Below are 13,571 nucleotides of genomic sequence, written 5' to 3' on the forward strand. Positions count from 1 at the left end.
TTCAGCGACATGGACCGGGGGGTCAGTTGTTCTCCAGAGTGCGCTCACGCATCGCGGCATCCGTCACGATCCTTGCGATCGCCGCCGCCACCTTGATCGCACCGGCGGCTTCGGCCGCCCCGATTCTGCCCGACCCGGCACCGGTCGCCATCACGGCGGTGGCGACGCTCGACAAGACCGCGTCGGCCACCGAGGTCGCGCCCGGTGAGACCTTCACGTACACGCTGACGGTCGGCTGCTCGGCCATCACGGACCTCGGATGCCGCGGCGCGGTGCTCAGCGACGTGGTGCCCGCGCCGTTCGTGGTCGTCGAGGCGGTGGTCGGCGGTGGCGCCAACACCGCCGCCGAGCCGGTCATCGACGGCAACTCCGTGACGGTGACCTGGACGACGCCGCTCGGCGACGGCACGGTCGGCATCCTCGACAACACGACGGGAATCGTCGAGATCACCGCGCAGCTGCCCGCGGACGCGTCGTACGACGTCAGCGGAACCCCGGTGATCAACCAGGCCACCATCGAGGGCGCGAACTTCGCCGACGAGGACGCCGTCGCACCGGTGACGCCCGTCGTGCCGCTCGAGCTCGCGACGACCGCGAGCAAGACCTTCACGCCGACAGAGGCGATCGCCACGCCCGGTGCCGCCGTCTCGGCCGCCCTCGGCGGCACGAACACCTCGAATGCGACCGTCGAGTCGCTGTCGATCCAGGACCCCGTCGATCCGGACGCCTCGCCCAACCCCTTCGATTCGCTCGCGTTCGCGAGTTTCGGCACGGTGACGCCGCCGACCGGTGCCGACCCCGTGCTCACGACCTACGAGGTCTACGTCGACGGTGCCTGGGTCGAGGCTCCCGGCGGCACGCTTCCCGCGGGTGTGGCGCCCGACGAGGTCAAGGGCACCCGGGTGACGTTCAACGGCGCCATCCCCGCCGGCGCCTCGGGGTCGGTCGCGCTGAATCTGACGGTGCCCGATGCCGCGACATCCGAACCCGACGGCACCACCGTCGCCAACGACGTGCTGTCGACCGTCGCGATCGGCGATGAGACCGCCACCGGCGACGCCGCGGCCTCGTTCACGCTGCGGCAGAACACCGTGACGGTCGCCGCCGGCAAGTCGTTCGACCCCGACCTGGTGATCGCGGGCGAATCGACCACCGTCACCATCGGCGGGCGGAACACCTCGACGATTCCGATCGACCAGCTGACGATCACCGAGCCGTCGACGGGCTCCTTCCCCGCCGAGTACAGGTTCGGCGGCTTCGCCGGGCCGGTGGCCTGGCCTGCCGGGGCGACCTCGGGCGAGGTCGTCTACACGCTCGCCGGTGGCGGAACGGTCACGGTTCCGTTCGCGAACAACACCGTTCCCGCCCTCCCCGACGGCGTGGACCCCGCCGACGTCACGTCGTTCCAGCTCGTGTTCACCGGCGACATCGTCCCCGGCGGCGAGACCGAGGTCCCGTTCGCCGTCGACACCGACCCCGACCTGACCGGACTGCCGATCACCGTGCCGAACGTGGTCGGCGTCGAGGGCGAGAACGCGGGCGTCACCGGTACAGCCGACGCCACGGATGAGCTGTACATCTACGACGAGGTCATCGAGCCTTACATCTCCAAGCAGATCCGGCCGACGCCGATCCTGGCCGTTCCGGGCGAGGTGGTGACGGTCACTCTGAACGGCGGCCTCACCGAGCGGCCGTCGCCCCCCGACAACCCCACCGGCACCACCGGACGCGCACAGCAGGTCGTGATCCAGGATCCTGAGGATCCCGTCGAGGGCGATGCGTGGTGGAACGCGTTCGACCTCACTGCCATCGCGCAGACGCCGGTGCCTGGCGATTCGACCCTCACGATCGAGTACTACGACACGACGACCGGCACCTGGGAGACGCTCGCGGGTCCCATCGCCGGGCCGACGATCTACTCGCAGCAAGTGCCCTCCGACATCAGCGACGTCGCCGGCGGCGTGCGGTTCGTGTACGACTACACCGGCGACGCCGGCGGGTTCGCGCCCGGCACCGACTTCGCGCCCAGCTTCACCTCGTCGCTGCGCGAGGACGGGCGCTACACCGAGGAGCCGCCGTTCAGTGACGACGAGAGCACCTTCGTTCCGAACTGCGCGCAGACGGATGCCTCGAGCGCGAACCCCAGCGTGCCCGACGGGCAGGCCGTGCTGCCCCCCGACGACTGCCCCGTGCTGGAGCTCGTCCCGCCGGACCCCGGCAACGCCGATCTCATCGACAAGTCGTTCGGCACGTCGAGCTCGGGCGGTATCAAGACGGTGATCGCACGCTCGGGCGACACCATCCCGTCGACCCTGCGCTGGTCCACCGGCGGCTACTCGAACCTCGAGCGCGTCGAGATCACCGACGTCGCGGCCCCCGAGACCACGGCTCTGACCGACTCCCTGTACAACGCGTTCGACCTCACGCGCATCAACGCGATCACCACCGTGACCGACCCATTGATCGCCTACGACGCGGTGCAGGCCGTGCAGCTCTACAACGGGACGGCGTGGGTCACTGCGGCGAACAACCCGTGCACCCCGCTGTGCATCGGGCAGTTCCCGGGGATGAACCTCACGACGGCCGAGCGCGCGTCGACGGTGGCGGTGCGGCTGACATTCGTGGAGAGCCCGGATCGCGCCGCCGCGTCGGCCGGCGACCCGACGGCGCCTCCCGTGGGGTCGGGCGTCGCCCGGTCGTTCGCCAACGACCGGCCTGTGACGCTCGTCTGGCAGGTGCGGGACACGCGCCGCAGCGACGGCACGCCCGTGCTCGGCGACCAGCTCTACAACGTGACCACGGACGGGGTCGTGCGCAACACCGCCAACGCCACCGGGTTCCCCGAGGACGGCAGCGAGCCGCTGTCGGCCGACGACCAGGACGACGTCTCCATCATCGACGTCCCGCTGACCACGACGACCGACAAGAACTGGCAGGGCGGCCCGCTGGCGGTTCCCAACGACCCCGATGTCCTCCCCAGCCAGTACCCGCTGAGCCGGATCGCCGTGACGACGCGCAACACGACGCCGGCCAAGGTGGACATGCTGCAGATCACCGACACCGCACCCGGCTCGGTGACCGATCGTCGCCAGGATCCGTTCCAGGCGTTCGCCTTCAACAACTTCGTACGCATCGACCTGCCGGTGGGTGCCACCGACACTGTGGTCACCCTGTCGTGCTTCGGGGGCGCACCGCTGGAGCTGACGCGCGCCGAGGCGCTCGCGCTCACCCCGAACACGATGCCCTGTGAGGTGTCGGGCGTGCAGGTGACCTACACCGGCCGCATCGCGGCGAACGCGGCCGGCGTCGTCGAGTTCGACCTGCGGCTCCGACCCTTCTGGCGGGGCACCACCGAGCGTGTCTCGGTCGCGGACTCGCCGATCAGCAACACCGCAGAGGGTGTCATCGCCGATGTCGACCCGTTCACGACGTGCCCGCCGCCCGAGCGCGCCCGCTGGGCCTGCGACGACGCTTCCGCGGCGATCGCGCTCGAGGAGCCGACGTTCTCGGTCAGCGCAGGCAAGACGATCGCGCCGGCGCAGCAGAAGGAGAACGACTTCTCGCCGGTCACAGTGACGCTCACCGGTCAGCCCGGCGGATCGGCCCGCGCGTACACGATGCTCATGACCGACGACGACCCGACGTTCTGGAACGCGATGGACTTCGTCGGGCCCGACCCCGACTGGCAGCTGCCCCCGCCCATCGGCAAGGTGCAGGTCTGCTACCTCGACGGGGGTGACTTCACCGACGCGAACGTCGTCGCTGGGGACGTCGGGGGCACGTGGACGTGCATGCCGCGTCTCGGAGACCTATCGGTCGCGGCCGCCAAGACGTTCCTCGAGAACGCGCCGAGCACGCTGCACGGACTGAGCTTCCAGTTCTGGTCGGATGTCGAGCTCGGCTGGACCAACCCGGTCAATCCGATCATCAACGTCCCGTTCTTCGTGGAGCGCCGTGCGGACCTTCGTACGGGCGAGCCCACACCGACGACGCGCAGCGATCAGGTCCCCGCGCCGGGGGAGCAGGACGCGGGCGTCTTCTTCGACACGGTCACGGTCGAAGGCATCTCGGCCCAGATCGGACTCGGGGAGCGGCTCACCGACGACGAGACGGCCGAAGCGGAGTACCGCAACCTGCACCTCGAGGCATCCGTCAATGTCGTGAAGTCGCCGACCGGCGACGTGCGGCCGGGCGTCGAGATCCCGTTCACTCTCGCCTACACCAACACCGGCGAGCGGGCGCTGACCGACGTGGTCTTCACCGACGAGCTGCCGCTCACCGCGGGAGGCCAGCCGCAGCTGATCTTCAACCCCGACCGCGACCCGAGTGTGCCGCCATGGTCGTTCTCACTGACCGGCGCCGCCCCGACCCCGCCGAACGGCGACCCGCTTCCGACCGACCCGGACGACGTCGAGGTCGATGACCTCGGCACGAGCATCGTCTTCACGATGCCCGAGGGATCGGTGCTCGAGCCGGGGCAGACATACACGATCACGCTGCGCATGATGCTGCGACCGGGTCTCACGCCGAACGACTCCGTGACCAACACGGCGACGATCGACGTGGCCGAGCCGCTCGACGAGTGCGTGCCGAGCTATGACGAGGCGACCGGACTGTGCGCAGACACGGCGACGGTGCGGCCCCTCGCTGTTCCCGCCCTGAGCACAGTGAAGTTCGTGCGCGCCGACAATCCGCCGAACCTGCCCGACGTGCCGAACGTCCGCAGCGACGACGCGAACTTCGAGTGCGACGGCGCCGCCGACGCCGACGGCTTCTACCGCTACCCCTGCGTGCCCCTGACGCTGCCCGGCGACACCGAGACGTGGCGGCTGCGCATCACGAACGCGGGAACGGTCCCGATCTCGCAGCTCGTCTCGATCGACAACCTGCCGACCCCCGGTGACCAGGGCCTGATCGTGGTGATCCCGCGAGGCAGCCAGTGGCAGCCGACGTATGCCGACAGCCTCGAGCTGATCGTCGACCCCACCACGCCGGCGAACGCGCAGATCTCCACGTTCTACTCGACGTCGTCACTGCCCTGCACCGCCGACCTCAACCCGGTCGGCACCCCGTGCGCGATCGGCGCGTGGCTGCCGCTGGACGACACCGTCGACCCGGCCACGGTGCGGAGCATCAAGGTGGCGGTCGACTTCCCCGGCGACGAGAAGTTCGAGCCCGGCGACTCCCTCACGCTCCAGTTCAAGACCCGCACCTCGCCCGATCGGCAGGTCGTGAAGGACCAGCCGACGGCGTACAACACGATCTCGACGGGCGGCGCCGCGCTCAGCGGTGATGCGACGGTGCTCGTGCCGGCCACCGAGGGTCGCCGGGTCGGCGTCGCGTATCCGACAGGCTCGATCGCTCTCGAGAAGATCGTCTCGGGGCCGGCCGCGGAGTTCGCGCCCGACTCGTTCCCGGTGCAGCTCGTGTGCACGATCGACGGCCAGCCGATCGGGGGCCTCCCCGAGGTCGAACTCGTGCCCGGCGCGGATCCGACGGTGATCGACGGGCTGCCGCTGGGCGCGGAGTGCACGGCGACCGAGGACCAGTGGGGCCAGACCCAGACGGACATCGGCACCGCCACGGTCACCCTAGACACCGAGGAGATCGGCCTCGTCACGATCGAGAACATCTATGACGTCGCCTCACTCCGCATCAGCAAGGCGGTGGACACGGATGCTGTCGACAGCGGTGGGGATCCGATCCCCTACGGTCCGTTCACCTTCGAGGTCACGTGCGAGCTCAACGGCCAGCCGGCATACGCCGACGGCTACGGCCCAGACGTGCCCATGATCGAGGAGATCACCCCCGAACAGGCGTGGGCGCTCGACGGGCTGCCCGTCAACGCGACGTGCACCGTCGAGGAGACCGACGCCCTCGGCGCCGAGGGCACCACGATGCAGGTCGATTCGGAGGAGCCCGTCGAGGGCACGTCGGTGGACGTGACGATCCAGGACGAGACAGAGGTGCAGGTGCTCGCGACGAACTCGTTCGGCGTCGGATCGTTCCGCATCGAGAAGTCGCGCACCGGCGCCGCCGCCGAGGACTTCGGCGCCGGGCCCTTCGAGTTCGCGGCGGTCTGCACGCTCGACACCGGCAGTGGAACCCCCCGTATCGTGTGGGCCGGCTTCCTGACGCTCGATGAGGGCAACGGCTACGAAGCGCAGGTCGACGACGTCGCCGCCGGGGCGAGCTGCACCGTGCGTGAGACGGAGGACGGCGGCGCGACATCCGTCGAGATCACCCCGTCGCAGTTCACGATCGAGTCCGGCGGCACCCAGGTGGTCGGGGCCGTCAACACGTTCGACGCAGGGTCGCTCACGGTCACCAAGGTGATCGACGGCGAGGGCGCCGAGCTGTGGGGAGGGGGTCAGTTCACGGTGGTGCTCGACTGCCTCGACGGAGCGGGCGAGTCCGTGATGATCCCGGGCGGCGCCGAGCAGGTGCTGAGCGAAGAGAACGACTACACCTACACCTACGAGCCGCTTCTCATCGGCCTCGAATGCACGCTCACCGAGACCGAGACCGGCGGCGCGCACGCGACGACCATCACGGATGCCGAGGGCGAGCCCGTCGAGACCGTCGAGATCGTCGAAGGCGAGACCGACGTCACCGTCACGAACACCTTCGACGTCGGGCAGATCGAGGTCGTGAAGACCGTGTCGGGCGGCGACGCGTCGCTGCACCGGACCGACTCGTTCGAAGTGACCGCATCGTGCACGTGGAACGGCTCGGGGATCGAGGTTCCCGGCGGCGCCGTCCGCGCACTCACGACAGGCGCGCCGGTGATCTTCGAGGATCTCCCCGTCGGCGCCGAGTGCACCTTGCGCGAGACCTCGAACGGCGGAGCCGATGCCGTCACGTACACGCCGGCGGACCCCGATGGCGCGGACCGCGCCGTCGTGACGGTCGGCGGCGAGGACGCAGCATCCGTCGCCATCGACAACCGGTTCGACAGCCCACTGCCGGCGACGGGTGCGGACGGTGCCCGTATGGCGGGTCTCGGGGCGATCGGGGCGCTGGCGATCCTCGCGGGAGTCTTCGCGATGGTCGTGATGCGCCGCCGCCTGAGGGTCTGACGACGATGGGCGGGTGCGTCACCGCACCCGCCCATCGGCGGCCTCCCCCTGGCGCTGATCAGATCGCCAGCGTGCGGCGTGTGGCCGGCGCGCCGTGGCGCGTGGACCGCTTCTCGCGGTACCGGCCGATCAGGATGATGATCGAGCCGATCGCCAGGAAGCCGACCAGGATCACGCCGATGTAGGTGAATGCCGACGAGTAGCCGCCCGCGCCGTGCGGGTCGAGGAACGGGTACGGGTACCACCACGGTGTGGTGCCGTCGGGGTTCTCGACGCGCTCGCCGCGGACCATCGTGTACGTCGTCCATGCCAGCGGGTAGCCGACGAGCACTGCGAGCGACCACCAGGGCAGCGCCCGCCGACGTGGGGCCAGCAGCAGGTCGAGCACGAAGTAGATCGGCAGGACCACGTGCAGCACCTCGGCCGCGTACTTGTCGAGCAGCGCGATCCCGGCGGAGTCGCCGAGCGCGATGGCCGAGGGCAGTCCGCGCAGCAGCGCGTTGTAGACGAGGCCGAGCAGCAGCACGGGTCCCGTGACCGCCGCCAGAGCCAGCGCGATGCCGAAGGGCTCGCGCTCGGAGCCCGGGTGCCGCATCGCCCATGATGCGGCCACGAACAGTGCGACGATGCTGAGCAGCGTCGACACGATCGTGAACAGGCTGAAGTAGTTCGCCAGCACGTCGCCGAGGCCCTGCCCCTGGCGCGCTGCGCGGTCTACGTTGACGATGAACCCAGCGACCACCCCGGAGATCCCGGTGAGTGCCGCGGCGATTCGAAACCATGCCCAGTGCATGTCCTACCCCTTTCGACATCACGCGAATTGCGTGTCGCTTTCTGCCCCGAGCACAGATGTACCCCGCTCGATACGGGGGTGTATCAAACCTTTGTGTCGGCAAGGTGTGGAAAACGCGCGCCCATCACCGGGCGTTGTCAGGAACCTACAACGTGTCCACCGTTTGGTGGACAACGTCGACAAAAGCCGCGGAACTCCGGGCGTGTCCGCCGTTCGGGGGACACGATTGACCCCTTGCGAACGGCCGGTTCGGCGTCAGTCCGACACGACCGAGGAGGGGACGGATGCCGCCGCTCCGGCGTCATCCGACGCGCCGGCGGCTGCACCCCGGCGCCGTCCCCACCACACGACGAATGCCCCGACGGCGACGATCGCGCCCGCGATGCCGATGACGTAGAGGATCACCGAGGGCCATCCGCCGGGGTTGTTCGGGTTGAGGAAGGGATACGGGTACCAGAACGGATCGCCGCTCACGGGGTTGGTGGCGAGAGGGCCGCGGATCATCGTGTAGATCACCCAGACGATCGGAACAGCGACCACGGCCCAGAGGCTCCGCCAGGCAAGCGCACGGCGCAGCGGCCCCACGAACACGTCGAGGAGCAGGAAGATCGGGCCGATCAGGTGGAGCACCTCGTTCGACCACGGGATCGGGGCACTCCCCTGGGGCAGCTCGATGCCCCGCAGCAGGCTGTTGTAGACGATGCCGGTGATGATCATGTAGGTGCTGACGCACGCCAGCGCCACCGCAAGGCCATGGGGCTCGGCATCCGGATCCTGTCGGCGCCCCTTGAAGAGGTACCAGAGCGCGATCCAGGCGAGAACGACCGCGGCGGCGGCGTTCGAGAGGATCGTGAAGAAGCTGAAGAAGTTCGCGATCGTCGTGGTGACGTCGCGGCCGAGCTCGATCGCCGTGCCGATCGACTTCGTCAGCTGCGCCGCGATCGCCGCGATCGTCACCGCCGCCATCGCGAGTCGCAGCATCGTCCAGGTCGTCGCCCATCCCCGCGTGCGCGTCATGGGCTCACCATATCGAGTGGGGTATGTCGTGGTGCGTCAGGGTGTGACTCCGCGTGGCGCGGGTGGGCGCGCCGCCGGATGAGTCGGGCTAGCCTCGGCCGCGGCGGAGGGACCGCCGTGCCAGACCGAGGAGGATGCCCGTGCCGACGCTGCTGGAGGACGAGGCGCTGGAGTTCGTGCGAGATCTGATCCGCATCGAGACCGTGAACACCGGCGTCGCCGCGACCATCGGCGACGGCGAGACCCGCGCGGCGCGGTGGGTGCAGGAGCGGCTGGCGGAGGTCGGCATCGCGTCGGAGCTCGTCGAGTCGCGTCCGGGTCGCGGGTCGCTCGTCGCGCGCCTCCCGGGGAGCGATCCGGATGCGGGCGCGCTGCTGGTGCATGCGCATCTCGACGTCGTTCCGGTCGAGGAGAAGGACTGGATCCACCCGCCGTTCGGCGCCGACATCGAGGACGGGTATCTCTACGGGCGCGGCGCCGTCGACATGAAGAACTACGCGGGAACCATCCTCGCGGTGGCGCGGCACTTCGCCCGCGAGGGGATCGTGCCGCGGCGCGACCTGGTGTTCGCGTTCCTCGCCGACGAGGAGAGCGGCGGCGTATGGGGTGCCGGCTGGCTGGTCGAGAACCGGCCCGACCTGTTCGCGGGCGTCACCGAGGCGCTCAGCGAGGTCGGCGGATTCTCGGTGCCTCTGGCCGACGAGCCGGGCGACGACCGTCGTGCGTACCTCGTCGCCACGAGTGAGAAGGGTGTCGCGTGGTCGACGCTGCGGGCCCGTGGACGCGCAGCGCACGGCTCGCGGCCCACCGCCGACAACAGCGTGGTGCGCCTCGCGCGGGCCGTGGCCGCGGTCGGCGAGCACCGCTTCCCGGTGGTGCGCACGCCCGCGCTGCAGCGGTTCCTCGACGTGTTCGGCGAGGCACGCGGTCTGGCCTTCACCGACGAATCGCTCGCCGACGACCTCGAGAGCCTCGGATTCGTCTCGTCGCTCGTCGGCGCGACGACGCGCAACACCGCGACCCCGACCGTGCTCGACGCCGGCGACAAGACGAACATCATCCCGGCGGAGGCGGCGGCGCGACTCGACATCCGCATCCTCCCCGGCCAGGACGACGCGTTGCGCGAGGGCCTGCGCGAGCTCGTCGGCGACGACATCGATATCCGGGAGGGCCGGTGGTGGTCGGCGACGGAGGCGCCGGTCGACGCCCCGATCATCGGCGTCCTCCAGGACGCGATCTCTGTCGACGACCCCGACGGCGTCGTCGTGCCCTACCTGCTGCCGGCCAGCACCGACAACAAGCACTTCGCCAAGCTCGGCATCCACGGCTACGGGTTCGTCCCGCTGCGCGTGCCGCGCGACTTCGACGTGTTCGCGCAGTTCCACGCCGCGGATGAGCGTGTCCCCGTCGATGCGCTCCGCTTCTCGGCGCGCGTGACCGAACGGATCCTGCGGACCGCCTGACCACCGCTATCGAGACGGCGCCTCCGCGGTCGGCGCACCCGACTCCTTCCAGGCGGGGAAGCCGCCGTCGACATGGGCGACGTTCGTGAAGCCCTTCGCGCGCAGCTGCTCGGCGACGGGGCCGGAGCCGTTGATCGTGCCGCACACGATGACGATGTCCTGGTCCCAGTCGGTGATCTCGGCGAACTTCTCGGGCGAGTCGATGAGGAACTGCGCGTCGAGGTTGTTGCGGTCGCCGCGGATGGAGCCGGGGATCACGCCGTCGCGCGCCCGGCCGGCGTCGCTGCGCACGTCGACGACGAGTGCTCCTGCAGCGGCGCGCCCGGCGGCCTCCTCGGCGGTGATGAGTGGCGCGTCGAAGGTGGGCTCGGCGGCGGTGTCGGTGGTGTCGGTCATGGCAGGGTGATCCTTTCGGACGGACGGACGGACGGACGGACGGACGGATGCCGCTCCTCGGCGCCACGCTACGGCCGGCGCGCGCGGCCCCGGGCATCCGTCCGTCATACGGCGCCACGATCCGTCACGCGCCGTCGCGCCCTGGTGCTCGACACCGGCCCGCAGAACGAGCGCCCGCAGCGTCTTCGGGTGATTCGCGGGGTCGTCAGCCGCCGAAGCGTTCGGCCTGCATCCGCGCGGCAGCCGCGGCGGGATCCTCGTCCCACGTCCGCGGGCGGCCGCCCTCGAGCGCGCGGCTGAGCGGCACCCAGCCGACCCATCGCAGCGGCTCCCAGCCGGGCGCCGGCGTCAGGGCCTCGAGGGCGCGGTACTCATCGACGCGCACACGATCCCACGCGTGCACGACGCGGCCGTCACCGAGGCTCAGGGCGACGTGGCCCCAATCTCGGCGCTCGCCGAAGAGCTCGCCGACGCTCTCGTAGAACACCAATGCATCGGCGGGCGGCACCCCAGTGTTCGCCGACGCGCCGTACAGGCGGGCGGACTCCGCCGCGTCGTCGCCGCCGAACATCTCGAGGTCGTTCGAGCGTTCAATCGCGTCTTCGACGAACGCCAGGCAGCGCGTCGCGTACTCGCTCGAACCCTCGTGCCCGAGCGCCCACGCCACAGTGTTCGCGCTGCAGGTCTCCACATCGAAACTCATCGACAGCAGGGTAACGGGTCAGAACGGAGCGTCTCCGCAGTCCACGGCACGGAACACGGGCACGGTGCGCTCCGGCTCGACCAGGTACCGGCGGCCCGAGGGCGACGTCCACTGGATCGCACCGCCTGAGCCGGCGACCTGCTCGATCGTCCAGTCGGTGTGATGTCGGACGGTGTGATGCCCTTCGCACAGCGGCCCCAGATTCGTCAGCTCGGTGCTTCCGCCGAGCGCCCAGTCGACGTTGTGATCGATGTCGCACCGGGAGGCCGGCATCCCGCACCCCGGCCCCATGCATCGGTCCGCCCGCCACTTCACGAGCTTCGCCAGCGCCGGCGGAGGCCGGTACTGATCGCGGCCGACCGAGAGCACCATTCCGGTCTCGGGGTGGGTGAGCACACGCGTCCACCCGGGTGCGCCGCCCGCGAGTTCCCGCGCCACGGGCAACGGGACGGGCCCGATCCCCTCGACGACCGTCGGATCGAGGCCGGCCGCCGCGCGGGAGGCGTCGGACTCGTGGAGGAGTGCGAGCACCGGGACTGTAACGAACACCGTCGCCCGCACACCCCGGGCCTGCCCGGGATGAGCTTCGACAGCGCCGTCGATGAGGAGGTCGAGCACGACATCTGCGCGAGCCTGATCGAGGGTGCGGGTGTCGCTGTCGCCCGCCTTGACCACCTTGGCCATCGCGGTCGCCCGTGACTGCGCCGCGGTGATCGCGACCAAAGGGGCGTACAGATGCAGCCACCCCATCCCGTCGTCGTCGGGCTCGACGGCGATCCGCCGCTTGGTGACGGCGCGCTCGTATCGCTCGGTCAGCGTCGCCGAACGAACGGTGTCGATGAGCGCGCGCAATTTGCGGCGGAACGTGCCCACCGGCTCCGCCTCAGCCAGCGCGAGGCCCGGCTCGAGCACCTGCGCGCGGAACTCCGGTTCGAGTTCGTTCACCGCGGAGACCAGGATCTCGGCGTGCCGCTCGGTGATGCGAGTGCGCTCCATCGATGCCAGCACCACCGGGTAGGAGTGCACCAGCGCTTCCGCGAAGCCCAGCAGATCACCGGCCGCGTGCTCGGTGATCCGCAGCGCCGCCGCGAGTTCCAGTCGCACGCCGCGTTCGACGACCTCGGTGAGTACCCGGCCGGTGCGGGTCGCATCGCGCAGCGCATCGCGCCGCATCACGTCGATCCGCACCAGTCGCTGCGCGGCGAACACCGTCATCATGTCGGCCGCTTCGACGACCAGATCGAGCTCATCGGGAAGCACCTGGTCAGGCAGCGCCGGGTCGATGAACATGCTTCGACTTTAGAACATACCTACGATATCCAGGGAGGGTCGAGCGGCTCCCGCAGCTGGAGTCAGGCAACCGACCCCGGCGAACGACGGAGCACGATCGCCGCCGGCATCCGCTTCACGATGGAGCGGAACAGCGGCTTCGCGAGATCTGCAGCCTCCGCCGGCTCGACGATGTGCGGTGACGACACGGAGTGGGTCGCACCCGACCACGTGAGTTCGGCCGATCCCGCCGCCACGACGTTGCGCGCCCAGTTCGTGTTCCGGCCCCACGGCAGGCCGATCATCACGAGCGCCGGGTCCACCGTGGGCACCATCGCGACGGGCGTCGCGTACGCCGTCCCGCTCTTGCGCCCACGATGGTGCAGCACCGCCCACAGCGGGAACCAGCGGCGACCGGCGAGGGCGTTCGCGAGGGGTTCCGTGGCCTTCACGAGCGCGCGCGGTGGTCCGGAGCCGCCGCCTGCCGCCCGCCGCATGGAGAAGCCGCGAAGGCCGCTGCCTCCGGCGAGCACGTCGCCGAAGTGGTACGAGATCGTGATGGCCATCGCAACTCCGCCGACAGCCGCGCCGACGGTCTCGCCGCGCGAACGGATGCCTCGCCGCAGCAGCAGCGTCCCCACGATCGCGTTGGCCGCACTCCATGCCACGTTCACCCGCAGCGACGACAGACCGACACCGGGAGGATCGGCGAACGGGCTGGGAAACGGTCGTCCCTGCACGCCGCTCACCCCGTGCGGCACAGCGTTGACGAGCAACGCGGCGCCGACGGCGCTTCTGACGACCGACCTGATCGACACACGCCCACCCTACGACGGCGGTCGCAGCATCCG

At 70.1% G+C, this 13,571-nt stretch carries 8 protein-coding genes; 2 read left to right on the forward strand and 6 right to left on the reverse strand.

Annotated elements, in window-relative coordinates; genetic code table 11:
* Positions 1-38 precede the first annotated feature (38 nt).
* Positions 39-7,079 carry a DUF5979 domain-containing protein gene (locus tag RS82_RS18325; RefSeq protein WP_045302070.1) on the forward strand — a complete coding sequence of 2,347 codons (7,041 nt, stop codon included), beginning with the start codon at positions 39-41 and terminating at the stop codon, positions 7,077-7,079.
* A 58-nt stretch (positions 7,080-7,137) separates the two neighbouring features.
* On the opposite strand, the gene RS82_RS18330 is transcribed toward RS82_RS18325, so the two are convergent.
* Complete coding sequence (locus tag RS82_RS18330; protein ID WP_045302072.1) at positions 7,138-7,872, reverse strand: Pr6Pr family membrane protein; 735 nt, start codon at positions 7,870-7,872, stop codon at positions 7,138-7,140.
* 255 nt (positions 7,873-8,127) lie between these two features.
* On the reverse strand, positions 8,128-8,889 hold the full coding sequence (locus RS82_RS18335) for a Pr6Pr family membrane protein (RefSeq protein ID WP_045302075.1): 762 nt from the start codon (positions 8,887-8,889) through the stop codon (positions 8,128-8,130).
* Between the two features lie 134 nt (positions 8,890-9,023).
* Here RS82_RS18335 and RS82_RS18340 point away from each other — a divergent pair, with 134 nt between their 5' ends.
* Positions 9,024-10,352, forward strand: a complete 1,329-nt coding sequence (locus RS82_RS18340; RefSeq protein ID WP_045302076.1) for a M20/M25/M40 family metallo-hydrolase — start codon at positions 9,024-9,026, stop codon at positions 10,350-10,352.
* Between the two features lie 6 nt (positions 10,353-10,358).
* Here RS82_RS18340 and RS82_RS18345 read toward each other — a convergent pair whose 3' ends face one another.
* The 4 genes from RS82_RS18345 to RS82_RS21915 form a co-directional block, all read right to left on the reverse strand.
* Positions 10,359-10,748: a rhodanese-like domain-containing protein gene (locus RS82_RS18345; protein WP_045302078.1), complete on the reverse strand. Its 390-nt coding sequence runs from the start codon at positions 10,746-10,748 to the stop codon at positions 10,359-10,361.
* A 205-nt stretch (positions 10,749-10,953) separates the two neighbouring features.
* Positions 10,954-11,451: a hypothetical protein gene (locus RS82_RS18350; RefSeq protein ID WP_045302079.1), complete on the reverse strand. Its 498-nt coding sequence runs from the start codon at positions 11,449-11,451 to the stop codon at positions 10,954-10,956.
* A gap of 18 nt (positions 11,452-11,469) precedes the next feature.
* The gene (locus RS82_RS18355; RefSeq protein ID WP_045302081.1) at positions 11,470-12,741 is read right to left on the reverse strand and encodes an HNH endonuclease signature motif containing protein; all 1,272 of its coding nucleotides are present in this window, start codon (positions 12,739-12,741) and stop codon (positions 11,470-11,472) included.
* Between the two features lie 62 nt (positions 12,742-12,803).
* The gene (locus tag RS82_RS21915; protein WP_052676929.1) at positions 12,804-13,538 is read right to left on the reverse strand and encodes a nitroreductase family deazaflavin-dependent oxidoreductase; all 735 of its coding nucleotides are present in this window, start codon (positions 13,536-13,538) and stop codon (positions 12,804-12,806) included.
* Positions 13,539-13,571: the final 33 nt, after the last annotated feature.

Origin of the sequence: Microbacterium trichothecenolyticum, assembly GCF_000956465.1 — a bacterium.
Taxonomy (GTDB): domain Bacteria; phylum Actinomycetota; class Actinomycetes; order Actinomycetales; family Microbacteriaceae; genus Microbacterium; species Microbacterium trichothecenolyticum.